The 17,255-nt window shown below is 69.6% G+C and carries 15 protein-coding genes; 6 read left to right on the top strand and 9 right to left on the bottom strand.

What is annotated here, in order from left to right; all coding sequences use genetic code 11:
- Positions 1-23: 23 nt before the first annotated feature.
- From ACIPEQ_RS01465 to sufB, 3 genes are read right to left on the bottom strand one after another with little or no spacing between them, the layout of a single operon-like run.
- Entirely contained in the window at positions 24-350 is a 327-nt protein-coding gene (locus tag ACIPEQ_RS01465) for a non-heme iron oxygenase ferredoxin subunit (RefSeq protein WP_402713617.1), read from the bottom strand.
- Positions 350-1,687: a Fe-S cluster assembly protein SufD gene (gene sufD, locus ACIPEQ_RS01460; RefSeq protein ID WP_402713616.1), complete on the bottom strand. Its 1,338-nt coding sequence runs from the start codon at positions 1,685-1,687 to the stop codon at positions 350-352. Before sufD ends, ACIPEQ_RS01465 begins: the two co-directional genes overlap by 1 nt.
- A complete protein-coding gene (gene sufB, locus ACIPEQ_RS01455; protein ID WP_066654410.1) occupies positions 1,688-3,106 on the bottom strand; it encodes a Fe-S cluster assembly protein SufB in 1,419 nt (472 codons plus the stop codon). It abuts the gene before it with no gap.
- 250 nt (positions 3,107-3,356) lie between these two features.
- On the opposite strand from sufB, the gene ACIPEQ_RS01450 reads away from it, so the two are divergent.
- A complete protein-coding gene (locus tag ACIPEQ_RS01450; protein WP_402713614.1) occupies positions 3,357-4,343 on the top strand; it encodes a heme A synthase in 987 nt (328 codons plus the stop codon).
- Between the two features lie 607 nt (positions 4,344-4,950).
- Here the strand turns inward: ACIPEQ_RS01450 and ACIPEQ_RS01445 are convergent.
- On the bottom strand, positions 4,951-5,895 hold the full coding sequence (locus ACIPEQ_RS01445; protein ID WP_250366987.1) for a heme o synthase: 945 nt from the start codon (positions 5,893-5,895) through the stop codon (positions 4,951-4,953).
- 373 nt (positions 5,896-6,268) lie between these two features.
- Between ACIPEQ_RS01445 and tkt the strand changes: the two genes are divergently transcribed.
- The 5 genes from tkt (at position 6,269) to pgl (ending at position 13,184) form a co-directional block, all read left to right on the top strand.
- Positions 6,269-8,362, top strand: a complete 2,094-nt coding sequence (gene tkt, locus ACIPEQ_RS01440) for a transketolase (RefSeq protein ID WP_402713612.1) — start codon at positions 6,269-6,271, stop codon at positions 8,360-8,362.
- Positions 8,363-8,517: 155 nt separating this feature from the next.
- Positions 8,518-9,630: a transaldolase gene (gene tal / locus ACIPEQ_RS01435; RefSeq protein WP_209823609.1), complete on the top strand. Its 1,113-nt coding sequence runs from the start codon at positions 8,518-8,520 to the stop codon at positions 9,628-9,630.
- Positions 9,631-9,825: 195 nt separating this feature from the next.
- Complete coding sequence (gene zwf, locus ACIPEQ_RS01430; protein WP_250366989.1) at positions 9,826-11,364, top strand: glucose-6-phosphate dehydrogenase; 1,539 nt, start codon at positions 9,826-9,828, stop codon at positions 11,362-11,364.
- Positions 11,361-12,305: a glucose-6-phosphate dehydrogenase assembly protein OpcA gene (locus tag ACIPEQ_RS01425; protein WP_126891145.1), complete on the top strand. Its 945-nt coding sequence runs from the start codon at positions 11,361-11,363 to the stop codon at positions 12,303-12,305. Before zwf ends, ACIPEQ_RS01425 begins: the two co-directional genes overlap by 4 nt.
- A gap of 108 nt (positions 12,306-12,413) precedes the next feature.
- Positions 12,414-13,184 carry a 6-phosphogluconolactonase gene (pgl, locus tag ACIPEQ_RS01420; RefSeq protein WP_126891144.1) on the top strand — a complete coding sequence of 257 codons (771 nt, stop codon included), beginning with the start codon at positions 12,414-12,416 and terminating at the stop codon, positions 13,182-13,184.
- A gap of 245 nt (positions 13,185-13,429) precedes the next feature.
- Here pgl and ACIPEQ_RS01415 read toward each other — a convergent pair whose 3' ends face one another.
- The 5 genes from ACIPEQ_RS01415 to gap all read right to left on the bottom strand — a co-directional run bounded on the left by ACIPEQ_RS01415 (position 13,430) and on the right by gap (position 17,165).
- Complete coding sequence (locus ACIPEQ_RS01415; protein WP_402713610.1) at positions 13,430-13,789, bottom strand: RNA polymerase-binding protein RbpA; 360 nt, start codon at positions 13,787-13,789, stop codon at positions 13,430-13,432.
- A gap of 3 nt (positions 13,790-13,792) precedes the next feature.
- A complete protein-coding gene (gene secG, locus ACIPEQ_RS01410) occupies positions 13,793-14,044 on the bottom strand; it encodes a preprotein translocase subunit SecG (RefSeq protein WP_058727797.1) in 252 nt (83 codons plus the stop codon).
- 120 nt (positions 14,045-14,164) lie between these two features.
- A complete protein-coding gene (gene tpiA, locus ACIPEQ_RS01405) occupies positions 14,165-14,944 on the bottom strand; it encodes a triose-phosphate isomerase (RefSeq protein ID WP_402713608.1) in 780 nt (259 codons plus the stop codon).
- The gene (locus ACIPEQ_RS01400) at positions 14,941-16,158 is read right to left on the bottom strand and encodes a phosphoglycerate kinase (RefSeq protein WP_402713607.1); all 1,218 of its coding nucleotides are present in this window, start codon (positions 16,156-16,158) and stop codon (positions 14,941-14,943) included. The genes tpiA and ACIPEQ_RS01400 overlap by 4 nt, the downstream gene beginning before the upstream one ends.
- Complete coding sequence (gene gap / locus ACIPEQ_RS01395; RefSeq protein ID WP_058727794.1) at positions 16,155-17,165, bottom strand: type I glyceraldehyde-3-phosphate dehydrogenase; 1,011 nt, start codon at positions 17,163-17,165, stop codon at positions 16,155-16,157. Before gap ends, ACIPEQ_RS01400 begins: the two co-directional genes overlap by 4 nt.
- Positions 17,166-17,255: the final 90 nt, after the last annotated feature.

Below are 17,255 nucleotides of genomic sequence, written 5' to 3'. Positions count from 1 at the left end.
CCGCGGAGGAGAGTGGGGGTCGGTCAGTCGACGGGGACGGTGTCGTGCACGTCGACGTAGACGTCGCCGTCACGGACCTCGACCCGGAAGACCGGGACCGGCTCGTACGCCGGGAAGTTCTGCGGCTTGCCGGTGGCCAGCGAGAACCGGGACCCGTGGGCCCAGCACTCGAGCGTGTCACCCTCGACGAAGCCCTCGGCCAGGGAGATGTCCCCGTGCGTGCAGGTGTCGCCGATCGCGTGCACGGTGCCGGCGGAGTCCTTCACGATCGCCACGGCGGTGCCGTCCACGACGACGCGCATCGGGCTGTCGACGGCGACCTCGGACTCGGCGCAGACCTTCTCGGCCATCAGGCGTCCGCCTGCTCGGCCTCGGGCTCCGCTGCGACGACCGCGGTGCGGCCGTCGGCGAGCTCCTGCTCGACTGCGGCGATCAGGCGTTCCTCGAGCTCGGGCGCACCGATCTTCTGGATGACCTCGACCAGGAAGCCGAGGACGACGAGGCGACGTGCTTCTTCCTCGGGGATGCCGCGGGCCTGCAGGTAGAAGAGCTGCTCGTCGTCGAAGCGACCGGTCGCGCTGGCGTGCCCGGCACCCTCGATGTTGCCGGTCTCGATCTCGAGGTTCGGGATGCTGTCCGCGCGCGTGCCGTCGGTCAGGACGAGGTTGCGATTCTGCTCGTACGAGTCGGTGCCGTCACCGGCGCGGCCGATGAGCACGTCACCGATCCAGACCGTGTGCGCGCCCTCGCCCTGCAGTGCGCCCTTGTAGTTGACGCGGCCGCGGGTGTTCGCGGCGTCGTGGTTCACGTACACCTGCTGCTCGATGTACTGCCCGGCGTCGGCGAAGTACACGCCGTACATCTCGGTGTCCGCGCCCTGCGCGCCGAGGTGCGTCGAGGGGTTCACACGGACGACGTCGCCGCCGAGCGAGACCACGACGTGCTTGAGGAAGGCGTCGCGACCGACCTCGGCGAACTGCGTCGACACGTGCACCGCGTCGTCGTCCCAGTCCTGCAGGCTGACGACCGTGAGCCGGGCGCCGTCGCGGACCACGATCTCGACGTTCTCGCTGAGGAGCGCCGACCCGCGGTTGTCGATCACGACGATGCCCTGCGCGTGCTGCTCGGCCGTGATGACCGTGTGCGCCGCGCGGGCCTGCGTGCCGAAGTCCGAGCGGGTGATCGAGATCGACTCGTGCGCCTCGGTCGCCTTGACGGTGACCTTGAGCACGGCGTCGCGTGCGGTCCAGGCAGCCGCCGCGGCACGGTCCTCGGGCAGGCCCGCTGAGCCGACGAGGGGGTCGTCGCTGCGGCCCCACTCGACGTCGGCGCCCTCGGTCTGACGGGCGAGGAACGGGTAGGCGGAACCGTCGAGGCCGCCGTCGAGGAGCGGCTGGAGCTTCGCGAGCGGCGCGAACTTCCAGTTGACCTCGCGGCCGGTGACCGGCGGGAAGGCGTCGAGGTCGCCGGACTGCGGGCGCTCCGAACGGGTCTGGACCGGGACCTTCGTGTCCCAGCCGCCGTCGGAGTGCGCCCGAGCGCCGTGCTGTTCAGTGCCCTGGCCCTGGCCCTGCGCCGACGGCGCCTGCTGGCCCTGCGCCACGGCGGACGGCTCGACCGGCTGGTCGATGTGCGGAGCGGGGCTGGCCCCGTCGGTCGGTGTCGGGTTGGTGCTGGTGTTCGACATCTAGCCGACGGATCCTTCCATGCTCATCTCGATGAGCTTGTTGAGTTCGAGCGCGTACTCCATCGGGAGCTCGCGGGCGATGGGCTCGATGAAGCCGCGGACGATCATGGCCATGGCCTCGTCCTCCGGCATGCCGCGCGACATGAGGTAGAAGAGCTGCTCCTCGCTCACGCGGGAGACCGTGGCCTCGTGGCCGAGCTGCACGTCGTCGACGCGGATGTCGATCGCCGGGTACGTGTCGCTGCGGCTCACCGTGTCGACCAGCAGCGCGTCGCAGCGGACCGTGTTCGCGGCGTGGTGCGCGGCCGGATCGACCCGGACCTCGCCGCGGTAGCCGGCGCGGCCGCCGCCGCGGGCGATCGACTTCGACACGATGGACGACGTCGTGTACGGCGCCATGTGGATCATCTTCGCGCCGGCGTCCTGGTGCTGGCCCGGACCGGCGAAGGCGACCGACAGGGTCTCACCCTTGGCGTGCTCACCGGCGAGGTAGATCGACGGGTACTTCATCGTGACCTTGGACCCGATGTTGCCGTCGATCCACTCCATCGTGGCGCCCTCGTGCGCGATCGCGCGCTTGGTGACGAGGTTGTAGACGTTGCTCGACCAGTTCTGGATCGTCGTGTAGCGCACGCGAGCGTTCTTCTTCACGATGATCTCGACGACGGCGGAGTGCAGCGAGTCCGACTTGTAGATCGGTGCCGTGCAGCCCTCGATGTAGTGGACGTAGGAGTCCTCGTCCGCGATGATCAGCGTCCGCTCGAACTGGCCCATGTTCTCGGTGTTGATCCGGAAGTAGGCCTGCAGCGGGATCTCGACGTGCACGCCCTTCGGGACGTAGACGAACGACCCACCGGACCACACGGCGGTGTTCAGCGCGGCGAACTTGTTGTCGCCGGCCGGGATGACCGAACCGAAGTACTCCTCGAAGAACTCGGGGTGTTCACGGAGCGCCGTGTCCGTGTCCATGAAGATGACGCCCTGCTGCTCCAGGTCCTCGCGGATCTGGTGGTAGACGACCTCGGACTCGTACTGGGCGGCGACGCCGGCGACGAGGCGCTGACGCTCGGCCTCGGGGATCCCGAGCCGCTCGTAGGTGTTGCGGATGTCCTCGGGGAGCTCTTCCCAGGTCTGGGCCTGCTTCTCGGTGGACTTCACGAAGTACTTGATGTTGTCGAAGTCGATGTCCGACAGGTCGGCACCCCACGACGGCATCGGCTTGCGGTCGAACAGCGTCAGCGCCTTGAGGCGGAGCTTGTGCATCCACTCGGGCTCGTTCTTCCGGGCGGAGATGTCGCTGACCACCTCGTCCGACAGACCGCGGCGCGCAGACGCACCGGCCGTGTCGGAGTCGGACCAGCCGAACTCGTACTGGCCGAGCCCTTCGAGTTCTGGACGGTCGATGAGCACGTCGGACATGGTCTCCTCGTTTCCTTCTCGCGGCAGCGTCTGTCGGGACAACCCGTGACGTCCGGACGCCATTCCACCGCAGACCTCCGACAGGAGTCCCACGGCGTTGCTGCCTCGCAACGTCGATGGTCCCACGCAGTCGTCCGACCGATCGGCGATCTCGGCCCATTCGGAGCCGGCGCCTGCCTAGACTTGACTGCTGCTGAACCCTCGAATCCTACAGGTTCACCGCACGGAACAACAGGAAGGCACCACCCTCGTGACTCGCGTCGGACCCACCGTCGAGCAGGGCGTCCGCCCCGGCACCCGCGACCAGCGGTGGTGGTCGCTCCCCCGCGCCGTCGACCCCCGTGTGATCTGGCTCGCCTGGGCCTCCTTCGTGGTCGAGGTCGTGCTCATCGGCACCGGTGGCCTCGTGCGGCTCACGGCCTCCGGTCTGGGTTGCCCGACCTGGCCGAAGTGCACCGCCGAGTCGCTCGTGTCGACGCCCGAGATGGGCATCCACGGCGTGATCGAGTTCGGGAACCGTCTGCTCACCTTCGTGCTGGTGATCGTCGCGGTCGCTATGTTCCTGCTCGTGGTCCGGGTGCGCCGCACCCGTCCCGAGCTGTTCTGGCTCGCGTTCGCCCAGGGCATCGCGATCCCGGTGCAGGCCGTGATCGGTGGACTCAGCGTCCTCACGAACCTCAACCCCTTCGTCGTCGGCCTGCACTTCGTGGTCTCGACGACGCTCGTCGCGGTCACGGCGACGCTCGTCTACCGCTCGATGAACGGCCCGCGAACTGCGGCCCGACTCGTCCCCGGCTGGTACACGGGCCTGGTGCGCGGCACCGTCGCCGCCGTGGTCGTCACCGTCCTGGTCGGCATCCTGACGACGGGTTCCGGCCCGCACGCGGGAGCGAGCGAAGCGGTCGACGGCGGTCGTCTGCACCGCACCGGCTTCGACCCGCAGCTCATGGAACACCTGCACGCGATCCCGGCCTACGTGCTCTTCGCCCTGACCCTCGCGCTCGTCATCGGCGCGGTCGTCCTCCGGCTGTCGAGCCGCTGGGCCCTCGTCCTGCTCGTCGTCGAGTTCGTGCAGATCGCCGTCGGCCTGACCCAGGCACGCACGGGCCTGCCGGTCGGCCTGGTGGGGACGCACATGGTGCTCGCCGGGCTCCTCGTCGGCGCCGTCACGGTGGTCGTGCTCTCGACGCGCGGCAGCGCCGGGCGCGGGGCCGTCCGGGAGCGCATCGCCGCCTGACCGGCCTCCGCCCCGTCCCGCTTCCGACGTCCCACGCGTCGCCTCCGTCTTGAGCGCCGACGCGTGGGCCGTCGTCGTCCGGACGGCACCGGTCCCGCGGCCGCGCTCGAGACGCCGGCGTCGATGCGGGACGCCGCAGGCAGCCCGAGACACCTCCGGATCCGGCCCCGTCTCACGTGGACGCGACCGTCCCCCGCAGACGCCCCCGTCCCGCGCCCCGGCGGCAGCCCGGCCACGGTGCGGACGGGAGGCCCGGCACGAGCCCGCCCCGCGCCTCCCGGCCGTCGGCCGCTCGCCACGCCGCGGCTGGTCGCGACGTCCGCGTCGTCGTACGACAGCGGCATCGCCGCCGGGGTCGGCTCAGCCGACCGAGACCCAGGCCCGACCGCGGCCCGGCTCGCTGACGGCCCACTGCGACATCCGCGCCGTCGTACGACAGCGGATCTGTCGCAGCACCCGCAGGCCCCCCGCCCGCACGCGCAGCACCAGCACGCGCTCCACCCGCACGCGCACCACCTACAGCAGAGCGCGCACGCACCCGCGCCGCCACGCACGACAGCGCCGCCGGCGGACCGGCGGCGCTGTCGTTTGTGGGGCAGAGCCCGCGCTAGATCGTGAAGGTGAAGACCTGCGGCAGCAGCGGGTCGATGCCCACGGCGATGAACAGCAGCGTCAGGTAGGTGATCGAGCTGTGGAAGACCCGCATCGGCTGGACGTGCTCGACGTGCTGGATCGCCCGCGAGTACAGGCGGTGCGACTCGACGACGAACCAGATCCCACCAGCGAGTGCGACGACCGTGTACAGCGGCCCCATGTGCGCGACCGGGATGAGCAGCAGCGAGCAGACGAGCGTCGCCCAGGCGTACAGCACGACCTGCAGTCCGACGACCGTGCGGCCGCGGACGACGGCGAGCATCGGGACGTCGGCGGCGTCGTAGTCGTCGCGGTACTTCATCGAGAGCGGCCAGTAGTGCGGCGGCGTCCAGAGGAAGATCACCATGAAGAGGATGATCGGTGCCCAGGTCAGCGACCCGGTCACGCCGGCCCAACCGATGAGCACGGGCATGCACCCGGCCGATCCGCCCCACACGATGTTCTGCGGGGTGCGACGCTTGAGCCAGAGCGTGTAGACGCAGACGTAGATCAGGATGGCGATGACGCTGAGCGCGGCGGCGAGCCAGTTGACCAGGAAGCCGAGCACCGCGGTCGACAGGACGGCCAGCGTCCACGAGAACACCAGTGCCTCCTTGTCGGAGAGCTCGCCGGTGACGAGGGGCCGCTGACTCGTGCGCTTCATCAGTCGGTCGATGTCGCGGTCGATGTAGCAGTTGAACGCCGAAGCCGAACCCGCGGACATCGCGCCGCCGAGCATCGTCCAGAACACGAGCCACAGGTCCGGGACCCCGCGCTCCGCCAGGAACATCGTCGGAGCGGTCGTGACGAGGAGCAGCTCCATGACCCGGGGCTTCGTCAGCGAGACGTACGCCCGGACCTTGCGGGACAGCGTCGAGCGGGGTCGATCGGTGTCGGGCCGGGTCGCGGTGGCAGTCAACAGGGGAACCTCAGTCCGTTCGCGTCAGCTCGCACGCTCGGTGGGCGGCACCGTCACCGTCGGGGCGTGCGTCGACCCGGAATGCACACGGGTCAGCAGTAGTTTAGGCCATCGAGGCGCCGCGAGGATGCCCCGCCTCGCCGACCGGGCCGACTGCCCGACACGGCACCGTCGTCACCTGGACACCTTCTGAGAGCGTTGTCACTATGCTGGACACGCCCTCCCGCATCGTGTGCCCCGAAGACGTCGGCCGCGAAGAGCCGGTCGGCCGCCGCTCGACGGCGACACGACACACGGCCCCGGGACGGCGATCATGTCCGTGCGATGGCACGAGCCCTCGCACATGTCGCAACAACGAAGGGTCAACATCCAAGTGGCTGAATTCACCTGGGACGCCATCGACCGGAAGGCCGTCGACACGGCGCGCGTCCTCGCCGCCGACGCGGTCGAGGCCGCCGGCAACGGTCACCCCGGCACCGCGATGAGCCTCGCGCCGGTCGCCCACCTGCTCTTCCAGAAGGTGATGCGTCGCGATCCCAGCGACTCCACCTGGATCGGCCGCGACCGTTTCATCCTGTCCGCCGGACACGCCTCGATCCTGCAGTACGTGCAGTTCTACCTGCACGGCTACGGCCTCGAGCTCGAGGACCTGCAGCACCTGCGCAAGTGGGGCTCGAAGACCCCGGGTCACCCGGAGTACGGCCACACCGACGGTGTCGAGATCACCACCGGCCCGCTCGGCCAGGGCCTCGCCTCCGCCGTCGGCTTCGGCTACGCGCAGCGCTTCGAGCGCGGCCTGTTCGACCCGGAGACCGCCGACGGCGAGTCGCCCTTCGACCACTTCACCTACGTGATCGCCGGTGACGGCGACATGCAGGAGGGCGTGACGAACGAGGCCGCGAGCCTCGCCGGCCGTCAGCAGCTCGGTCGCCTGGTCGTCTTCTACGACTCGAACCAGATCTCGATCGAGGACGACACCGACATCGCGTTCTCCGAGGACGTCGCCGCTCGCTACGAGGCGCTCGGCTGGCACGTCCAGCACGTCGACTGGAAGAAGACCGGCGAGTACTCCGAGGACGTCGAGGAGCTCTACCGCGCCGTCGAGGCCGCCAAGGCCGAGACGACCAAGCCGTCGCTCATCGTCCTCAAGACGATCATCGGTTGGCCGTCGCCGACCAAGCAGAACTCCGGCAAGATCCACGGTTCGGCGCTCGGCGCCGACGAGCTGAAGGGCCTCAAGGAGGTCCTCGGCTTCGACGCAGACAAGACCTTCCACGTCGACCCCGAGGTGCTCGAGTACACCCGCGGTGCGATCACCAAGGGCCAGGAGCAGCACGCCGAGTGGAACAAGACCTTCGACGCGTGGGCCGCGGCCAACCCGGAGAAGAAGGCGATGCTCGACCGCATCAACGCCGGTGAGCTCCCCGAGGGCCTCGAAGAGGCGCTGCCGGTCTTCTCCACCGAGAAGGCCGTCTCGACCCGTGCCGCCTCCGGCAAGGTCATCAACGCCATCGCGCCGCTCATGCCCGAGTTCTGGGGCGGTTCCGCCGACCTCGCCGAGTCGAACCTGACCACGATCGAGGGCGCGAAGTCCTTCGGTCCGGCCGAGGCCTCGACGAAGACCTGGTCGACCGACCCGTACGGCCGCGTGCTGCACTTCGGCATCCGCGAGCACGCGATGGGCTCGATCCTGTCCGGCATCGTGCTGCACGGGAACACCCGCCCCTTCGGCGGCACGTTCCTCATCTTCAGCGACTACATGCGTCCGGCGGTCCGTCTCGCCGCGCTCATGAAGGCGCCGGCGATCTACGTCTGGACCCACGACTCCATCGCCCTGGGCGAGGACGGCCCGACGCACCAGCCGATCGAGCAGATCACCGCGCTCCGTGCGATCCCGGGTCTCGACGTCGTCCGTCCGGCCGACGCGAACGAGGTCTCGTACGCCTGGCTCGAGATGCTCAAGCACAAGGACCGTCCGGCCGGCATCGCGCTGAGCCGCCAGAACCTCCCCGTGTTCGAGCGCGGCGAGGGCGACGCCTCCGGTGACACGCTCGCATCGGCGAAGAACGTCACCAAGGGTGCGTACGTCCTGGCCGAGGCGCCGAACGGCACCCCGGACGTGATCCTCATCGCGACCGGTTCCGAGGTCCAGATCGCGGTCGACGCACGCGAGCAGCTCAAGGGCGAGGGCATCAACGCCCGCGTCGTGAGCGCCCCGTCGCTCGAGTGGTTCTTCGAGCAGTCGGAGTCCTACCGCGAGCAGGTCCTGCCGAAGGCCGTCACCGCACGCGTCTCGGTCGAGGCCGGCATCGCCATGAGCTGGCGCGACATCGTGGGCGACAAGGGCCGCAGCGTGTCGATCGAGCACTTCGGTGCGTCGGCCGACTACCAGCGCCTGTTCGCCGAGTTCGGCTTCACCACGGAGCACGTGGTCGCGGCCGCCAAGGAATCGATCGCAGCGTCCTGACCCACGAGGGGCCGGATCCGGTACGCCGGGTCCGGCCCCTCTGCCGGGAGGCACGCAGCGGGCCCGTCCCGCGCCTCCCGGCCCACAGACCACGACACCACGGCCCCGGTCGCGTCACGCAGACCGGGCCGGTCGACGAAAGAAGAAGAGAAACCATGGCTGAGAACACCCCCACCGCCGCCCTCTCCGAGGTCGGCGTCAGCATCTGGCTCGACGACCTGTCGCGCGAGCTCCTCGAGACCGGCAAGCTCACCGAGCTCATCGAGCAGAAGAACGTCGTCGGCGTCACCACGAACCCGACGATCTTCGCGTCGGCCCTCGCCAAGGGCGAGCGCTACGACGCGCAGGTCAAGGAGCTCGCGGCGAAGGGCACCGACGTCACCGAGGCGATCTTCGAGATCACCACGCAGGACGTCGCGAACGCCTCCGACGTCTTCAAGCCGATCTACGACGAGACCAAGGGCTTCGACGGCCGTGTCTCGATCGAGGTCGAGCCGGGCCTCGCCCACGACACGCAGAAGACCATCGAGCAGGCGAAGTTCCTGTTCGAGAAGGTCGGCCGCGAGAACGTCCTCATCAAGATCCCCGCGACCCTCGAGGGCCTCGAGGCCATCACCGAGGTCATCGGCGCCGGCATCTCCGTCAACGTCACGCTGATCTTCTCGCTCGAGCGCTACCGCGCCGTCATCGACGCCTACCTCGGTGGCCTCGAGAAGGCCAAGGCCGCCGGCCACGACCTCTCGAAGATCCACTCGGTCGCCTCGTTCTTCGTGTCGCGCGTCGACTCCGAGATCGACAAGCGTCTCGACGCCGTCGGCACCGACGAGGCGACGGCCCTGAAGTCGAAGGCCGGCATCGCCAACGCGCAGCTCGCCTACCAGGTCTGGACCGAGCAGTTCGCGACCGAGCGCGCCCTGGGCCTGCTCGAGTCGGGTGCGAACACGCAGCGTCCGCTCTGGGCCTCGACCGGTGTCAAGGACCCGTCGCTGCCCGACACGCTGTACGTGACCGAGCTCGCCGCGCCGAACACCGTCAACACGATGCCGGGCAAGACGCTCGACGCGACGTTCGACCACGGCGAGATCCACGGCGACGCGATCGCCGGCTCGTACGAGGGCGCGCAGCAGGTCATGGACCAGATCGCTGCGGCCGGCGTCGACTACGACGAGGTCGTCGCACTGCTCGAGAAGGAGGGCGTGGACAAGTTCAACGTCTCCTGGGGCGAGCTCGTCGACACGGTGAAGACCGCGCTCGAGAACAGCAAGTAAGCAAGCACCACAGGAGCCTGCGTCCCGGTGACGGGACCACCGTCGACGGGACGCAGGCACCCACGGTCAGGACCGGCCAGCCGGAGCCGCGACGAGCCTCCAGGCCGGTCCTGACCACCACGACGGCGGAGTCGCCGCTGCCACCGCAGCGTCGCGCTCCGCCGTCTCCGTTCGACCCTCAAGGAGTCCACACCCATGTCACCGGTGGCGATCACCCCGGAGCACAACCCGCTCCGGTTGCCGACCGACCGACGTCTGAACCGGATCGCGGGTCCCAGCACCCTCATCATCTTCGGCGTCACGGGCGACCTGTCCCGCAAGAAGCTGATGCCTGCGGTCTACGACCTGGCGAACCGAGGGCTCCTGCCCCCGGGCTTCGCACTCGTCGGGTTCGCCCGGCGCGACTGGGAGGACCAGGACTTCTCCCAGCTCGTGCACGACGCGGTCCGGGACCACTCCCGCACCCCCTTCGACGAGGCCGTCTGGAAGCAGCTCGAGCAGGGCATCCGCTTCGTGCAGGGCTCGTTCGACGACCCCGAGGCGTTCCTCGAGCTGAAGCGCACCGTCGACGAGCTCGACGCCGAGCGCGGAACGCTCGGGAACCACGCCTTCTACCTGTCGATCCCGCCGAAGATGTTCCCGGTGGTGACCGAGCAGCTCAAGGTCTCGGGCCTGACCGAGAAGCGCGAGGGCTCGTGGAGCCGCGTCGTGGTCGAGAAGCCGTTCGGCTCCGACCTCCGCACCGCACGCGAGCTGAACGCGATCGTCGAGAGCGTCTTCGCGCCGGACGACGTCTTCCGCATCGACCACTACCTCGGCAAGGAGACCGTCCAGAACCTCCTGACGCTCCGGTTCGCGAACCAGATGTACGAACCCATCTGGAACTCGAACTACGTCGACCACGTGCAGATCACGATGGCCGAGGACATCGGCGTCGCCGGTCGAGCCGCGTACTACGACGGCATCGGCGCCGCGCGCGACGTCATCCAGAACCACCTGCTGCAGCTCCTCGCCCTCACCGCGATGGAGGAGCCCGTCTCGTTCAAGGCCGCGGACCTGCGTGCCGAGAAGGAGAAGGTCCTCTCCGCCGTGCGCCTGCCCGAGGACCTCGCCACGGCGACCGCCCGCGGGCAGTACGACGGCGGCTGGCAGGGCGGCGAGAAGGTGCTCGGCTTCCTCGAGGAGGCTGGGATGGACCCCGAGTCCACGACCGAGACCTTCGCGGCGATCAAGCTCGACATCGCGACCCGCCGCTGGCAGGGCGTCCCGTTCTACCTGCGTGCCGGCAAGCGACTCGGTCGCCGCGTCACCGAGATCGCGATCGTGTTCAAGCGCGTCCCCGAGGACGTCTACGGCAACACGCAGGCGCCCCTCGGCCAGAACGCGCTCGTCATCCGTGTCCAGCCGGACGAGGGCGTCACGCTCCGCTTCGGCTCGAAGGTCCCCGGCGTCGGCACGCAGGTGCGCGACGTGACGATGGACTTCGGCTACGGACACGCGTTCACCGAGGCCTCGCCGGAGGCGTACGAGCGACTCATCCTCGACGTGCTCCTCGGCGACCCGCCCCTGTTCCCCCGTCACCAAGAGGTGGAACTGTCGTGGAAGATCCTCGACCCGATCGAGGAGTTCTGGGCCACGCAGGGCCAACCCGAGCAGTACCGTCCCGGCACGTGGGGCCCGGCGTCCGCCGATGCCCTGCTCGCCCGCGACGGCCGGACCTGGAGGCGTCCATGAAGATCGACATGCCGAACACCACGGTGTCGAAGATCCAGAAGAAGCTCGTGCACATCCGCGAGGAGGGCGGCGCCGTCGCCCTCGGCCGCGTGCTGACGCTCATCATCTCGACGGCACTGGGCCACGAGGAAGAGGCGATCTCGGCCGCGAACCAGGCGTCGCGCGAGCACCCGATGCGCGTGATCATCGTGTCGAAGAACGACGGCGACACGAAGTCGCCCGGTCGTCTCGACGCGCAGATCCGCGTGGGCAGCGACGCGGGCGCGAGCGAGGTCATCGTCCTCCGCGCCTACGGCGAGACCGCGACCGACGAGGAGAGCCTGGTCACGGGCCTGCTGCTGTCGGACGCTCCGGTCGTCGCGTGGTGGCCGCAGGCCGCTCCGGAACAGCCGGCGGCGTCCGCTCTGGGCCGGATCGCGCAGCGCCGCATCACCGACGCCGCCGCGCAGAAGGACCCGAACGGCGCGATCGAGGCGCTCGGGAAGTCCTACGTGCCGGGCGACACCGACTTCGCGTGGACCCGCCTGACGCTGTGGCGGAACCAGCTCGCCGCGGCACTCGACCAGCCGCCGTACGAACCCGTCACCGGCGTCGAGGTGTCCGGTGCGAGCGACAGCCCGTCGACGGTCCTGCTCGCCGCCTGGCTGCAGCTGCAGCTGCAGGTCCCGGTGTCCGTCGTCACCTCGCCGCGGGCGACCGGGTCGAGCGGCATCCACGGTGTCAAGCTCGAGCGCGCCTCGGGCACGATCGACCTCGAACGCTCCCTCGTCGACGTCGCCACCCTGTCGATGCCCGGGCAGCCGACGCACGACCTGTCGCTGCCGCGGCGGAACCTGCGCGACTGCCTCGCAGAGGAACTCCGTAGACTCGACCCGGACGTCCTCTTCGGAGACGTCGTCAAGCACGGGGTGCCCCAGCTGCGCGAGACCATCGCCGGCTGAGCACCCCACACGACCGGGCGCCGGGCGGTGGTCGACACGACCACCGCCCGGCACCCGGTCGGACCGAAGGCGGTCGCACCGGTCGGCCGCCACGAACACGGGAGACACGTGACCAACGAACGACGGGTGCTGGTGCACCCGGACAAGCAGTCCCTCGGCGCGTCGGTCGCCGCCCGCTTCATCACGAAGATCATCGACGTGCTGGACGAGCAGGAGCGCGCCGACATCGCGATCAGCGGCGGCTCGGTGTCGACGCTGGTCCTCGCGGCGATCGGACAGTCGCCCGCGCGCGAGAGCGTGGACTGGTCGAAGGTGCACGTCTGGTGGGTCGACGAGCGCTGGGTCGCCGAGGGCGACGCGGACCGCAACGTCACCGGGACGCAGACGGACTTCTTCGAGCACGTGGACATCCCGCAGGCGAACATCCACCCGATGGCGCCGTCCGACGCGGGCCTGTCCATCGACGAGGCCGCCGCGCAGTACGAGCGCGAGCTCCAGGACGCCGCGCCCGAGGGTGCGGTCGCACCGCGCTTCGACATCACGCTGCTCGGAGTCGGTCCCGACGGCCACACGGCGTCGCTCTTCCCCGAGTTCCCACAGCTCGCGGTGACCGACCGTGCCGTCCTGACGGTCGACGACTCCCCCAAGCCGCCGGCGCAGCGCCTGACGCTGTCCTTCCCGGTGATCAACGCCTCGCAGCGCGTGTGGGTGATCCTGTCCGGTGCCGAGAAGGCGTCCGTGCTCGGCCTCGCGCTGGCCGGCGCCGCGGTGGACGAGGTTCCCGTCGGCGGCGTGCAGGGCCGCAAGCGCACGGTGTTCTTCGTGGACCAGGACGCCGCGCGCGACGTCCCGGAGAACCTGATCGCCTCGACGTACTAGACGCAGGCTCCTGACGGACGGGAGGCGCGGTGCCGGCTGGCACCGCGCCTCCCGTTCGTCTGTGGTCCCACCGGTCCGCGTCCGCCGAGCGGGCCAGAACCGTCACGGTCGGCACTCTCCGCCGACAGATCGCGCCCGATCGGCGGACGACACACGGCATGTCCTGCTCGCTCGCCGATGATGGACCGGTGGCACGACGAAGGCCCCCGCACCGGATCGGTGCGGGGGCCTTCGGGCGTCTGGTGCTACTTCGCGGTACCGCGGCGCTGCCGGAGCTGCTGCAGCGCGTCCTCGAGGAGCTGCGCTGCCTCTTCCTCGGTGCGGCGCTCCTTCACGTACGCGAGGTGCGTCTTGTAGGGCTCGGTCTTCGCGACGACAGGAGGGTTCTCCTTGTCACGGCCGGCCGGGAGACCCGTGGACGGTGAGTCGACCGTCTCCGGGATCTCGTCGTCCGGCAGGGTCGCCGAGAAGTACCGCACGACCTCGTTGCCCAGGGCGTCCCAGTACGAGACGGCCACGCGCTCCGCCTGGACGCCGCGGTCCTGCTCCCCCATCGGGCCTGCGCCGACGCGCGACCCTCGGATTGCACTGCCTCCGGATGCCATGGATCAGCTCCCCGCCGTGAACTTGTTGATGAGACCGAGCACGATGATGGACACGATCCAGACCAGACCGAGGATCACCGTGATGCGGTTGAGGTTGCGCTCGGCGACGCCGGACGCCCCGAGGTTGCTCGTCACGCCGCCGCCGAACATGTCGGAGAGACCGCCACCGCGGCCCTTGTGCAGGAGGATGAGGAGCGTGAGCAGGAGGCTCGTGATCGCGAGCAGGACCTGCAGCACGACGGAGAGTATCGCCACGACGTACCTTTCGTGTGAAGTCAGCCCTGCAAGTGTACCGGGCCGCGCGAGCAGCCAGGACACCGGGCAAGGCGTGGCTCAGGCCGGCCACGCGGACGTGACCGGCCTGAGCGGGGTGGATCAGAGACCGACGTGCTGCCGGAAGCGCGCGATGGCCGCGAACTCCTGCACGTCGAGCGAGGCCCCGCCGACGAGCGCGCCGTCGATGTCGGGCTCGCGGAGGAAGCCGGCGATGTTGCCCGACTTCACCGAGCCGCCGTAGAGCACACGGGTGCTCCCGGCGAGGTCGTCGCCCCAGGCCTCGGCGATCCCGCGACGCAGGGCGGCGCAGTCCTCCTGTGCCTGTTCCGCCGTGGCGGCCTGGCCGGAGCCGATCGCCCAGACGGGCTCGTACGCGACGACGATCTCGGACGGCTTCACGGCGTCGAGGACGACCTTCAGCTGCTCGACCGGGACCACGCCGGCGCCGCGCTGCTCGCGCTGTTCGCCGGTCTCGCCGACGCAGACGACCGGCACGAGTCCGTGCTTGACGGCAGCGGCGGTCTTGGCGGCCACGACCTCGTCGGTCTCACCGTGCATCGTGCGACGCTCGGAGTGTCCGACGATGACGTACTTCGCGTCGAGCGCGGCGAGGAAGGCACCCGAGACGTCACCGGTGTACGCACCGGAGTCGTACTGCGAGAGGTCCTGCGCGCCGAACTCGATCGCGAGCTTGTCGGCCGAGATGAGCGTCTGCACGCTGCGGAGGTCGGTGAAGGGCGGGAACACCGCGACCTCGACGTCGTCGTGGTCGTGGCGGGCGTCCTTCAGCGTCCACGCGAGCTTCTGCACGGTGGCGATGGCCTGGAGGTGGTCGAGATTCATCTTCCAGTTGCCGGCGATGAACGGCGTGCGGGTCATCGGGACCACCCCAGTGCTTCGAGACCGGGCAGGGACTTGCCCTCGAGGAACTCGAGGCTCGCGCCACCACCGGTCGAGATGTGCCCGAACCGGTCGTCCGAGAACCCGAGGGACCGTACGGCCGCGGCGGAGTCACCACCACCGACGACACCGAGGCCGTCGACCTCGGTCAGCGCCTGCGCGACGGTCTTCGTGCCGGCCGCGAACGCCGGGAACTCGAACACGCCCATCGGGCCGTTCCAGAACACGGTCTTCGAACCGGACACCGCCGACGCGAAGCGCTCCGCGGTCTCCGGGCCGATGTCGAGGCCGATGCCGTCGGCGCCGAACGACGAGGACTCGATCGCGTCCGCCGGGACGGTCTCGTGGTCGGCGTCGGCCGCGAAGCCGGAGGCCACCACCACGTCGGTCGGCAGGTCGATCGTCACGCCGAGCTCGTCCGCCTTCGACAGGTAGGCGCGGACGGTGTCGAGCTGGTCCTGCTCGAGCAGCGACTTCGCGACCCCGTGGCCCTGGGCCGCGAGGAACGTGAAGAGCATGCCGCCGCCGATGCAGAGCGTGTCGACCTGCGGGAGCAGGTGCTCGATGACGCCGAGCTTGTCGCTGACCTTCGACCCGCCGAGCACGACCGTGTAGGGCCGCTGCGGGTCCTTCGTCAGTCGCTCGAGCACCGTCAGCTCGGACTCGATGAGCGAGCCGGCCGCGCTGGGCAGCGCTGCTGCGAGCTCGTACACCGAGGCCTGCTTTCGGTGCACGACACCGAAGCCGTCGGACACGAACGCGTCACCGAGGCCGGCGATCCGCTCGGCGAACGCCTGGCGCTCCGACGCGTCCTTCGAGGTCTCCTCCGGGTTGAAGCGGAGGTTCTCGAGCAGCAGGACGTCGCCGTCCCCGAGGGCCTCGGCGGCCGCGGTCGCTTCGTCACCGACGGTCTCGCCGACGAAGGTGACCTCCTTGCCCAGCAGTTCGGAGAGCCGCTGCGCCACGGGGGCGAGCGAGTACTCCTGCGCGGGCTTGCCGTCGGGACGGCCGAGGTGCGAGATCACGATGACCCGCGCCCCGGCATTGACGAGCGTGTTGAGCGTGCCCAGCGACGCCCGCACGCGGCCGTCGTCGGTGATCGTGCCGTCCTTGAGCGGGACGTTCAGGTCACACCGGACGACGACGCGCTTGCCGGCGAGGTCGCCGAGGTCCTCGAGGGTGCGGAGGCTCATGCCGGGAGTCGCTCGCCCACGTACTCGGTCAGGTCGACGAGGCGGTTCGAGTAGCCCCACTCGTTGTCGTACCACGAGGTGATCTTGACGAGCTTGCCGATGACCTTGGTGAGGCCGGAGTCGTAGATCGACGAGTGCGGGTCCGTCGTGATGTCGGTCGACACCAGCGGGTCCTCGCTGTAGAGCAGGATGCCCTTGAGCGGGCCCTCGGCGGCCTCCTTGTAGGCGGCGTTGATCTCGTCGACGGTGACCTCGGACGACGTCTCGAGGGTCAGGTCGGTGATCGAACCGGTCGGCACCGGCACGCGGAGCGCGTAGCCGTCGAGCTTGCCGGCGAGCTCCGGCATGACCAGGCCGATGGCCTTCGCCGCACCGGTCGAGGTCGGGACGATGTTCAGCGCGGCGGCACGGGCACGACGCGGGTCCTTGTGCGGGCCGTCCTGCAGGTTCTGGTCGGCGGTGTAGGCGTGCACCGTCGTCATGAGGCCACGCTCGATGCCGAACTTGTCGTGGAAGACCTTGGCGAGCGGCGCGAGGCTGTTCGTGGTGCACGACGCGTTCGAGATGATGTTGTGGTTCTCGGGGTCGTACTGGTCCTCGTTCACGCCGAGGACGATGGTGACGTCGTCGCCGGTCGCCGGGGCCGAGATGATGACCTTCTTGGCGCCCGCGTCGATGTGCTTCTGCGCGTCGGCGGCCTTGGTGAAGAAGCCGGTCGACTCGATGACGATGTCGACGCCCAGCTCGCCCCAGGGGAGGTTGGCGGGGTCGCGCTCCGCGAGGACCTTGATCGGCTTGCCGTCGACGACGATGCTGTCGCCGTCGAGCTCGACGGAGACGCCGAGACGGCCCGTGATGGAGTCGAACTTCAGCAGGTTCGCGAGGGCTGCGTTGTCGGTGAGGTCGTTCACCGCCACGATCTCGAGGTCGGAGCCCTTGGCGAGGGCGGCCCGGAAGAAGTTACGGCCGATGCGGCCGAAGCCGTTGATGCCGATCTTGACGGTCAATGGATCTCCTGGTGGGTGTGGAGCGCCCCGGGGGCGCTGCTTTTCGGAGTCGTGCGGCCCTGCGGACCCACGTGTGGTGGACGATACGCC

The organism is Curtobacterium sp. NPDC087080, assembly GCF_044745105.1.
GTDB lineage: Bacteria > Actinomycetota > Actinomycetes > Actinomycetales > Microbacteriaceae > Curtobacterium.
The sequence above is the reverse complement of the archived record's forward strand: the minus strand, read 5'-3'. Positions and strand labels throughout refer to the sequence as shown.

Excerpts from the sequence above, each read along its gene's own strand:
- ACIPEQ_RS01400 (WP_402713607.1), bottom strand. The coding sequence starts at position 16,158 with ATGAGCCTCCGCACCCTCGAGGACCTCGGCGACCTCGCCGGCAAGCGC.
- ACIPEQ_RS01465 (WP_402713617.1), bottom strand. The coding sequence starts at position 350 with ATGGCCGAGAAGGTCTGCGCCGAGTCCGAGGTCGCCGTCGACAGCCCG.
- sufB (WP_066654410.1), bottom strand. The coding sequence starts at position 3,106 with ATGTCCGACGTGCTCATCGACCGTCCAGAACTCGAAGGGCTCGGCCAG.
- tpiA (WP_402713608.1), bottom strand. The coding sequence starts at position 14,944 with ATGACCCGCACGCCGTTCATCGCCGGCAACTGGAAGATGAATCTCGAC.
- zwf (WP_250366989.1), top strand. The coding sequence starts at position 9,826 with ATGTCACCGGTGGCGATCACCCCGGAGCACAACCCGCTCCGGTTGCCG.
- tal (WP_209823609.1), top strand. The coding sequence starts at position 8,518 with ATGGCTGAGAACACCCCCACCGCCGCCCTCTCCGAGGTCGGCGTCAGC.
- ACIPEQ_RS01425 (WP_126891145.1), top strand. The coding sequence starts at position 11,361 with ATGAAGATCGACATGCCGAACACCACGGTGTCGAAGATCCAGAAGAAG.
- sufD (WP_402713616.1), bottom strand. The coding sequence starts at position 1,687 with ATGTCGAACACCAGCACCAACCCGACACCGACCGACGGGGCCAGCCCC.
- ACIPEQ_RS01415 (WP_402713610.1), bottom strand. The coding sequence starts at position 13,789 with ATGGCATCCGGAGGCAGTGCAATCCGAGGGTCGCGCGTCGGCGCAGGC.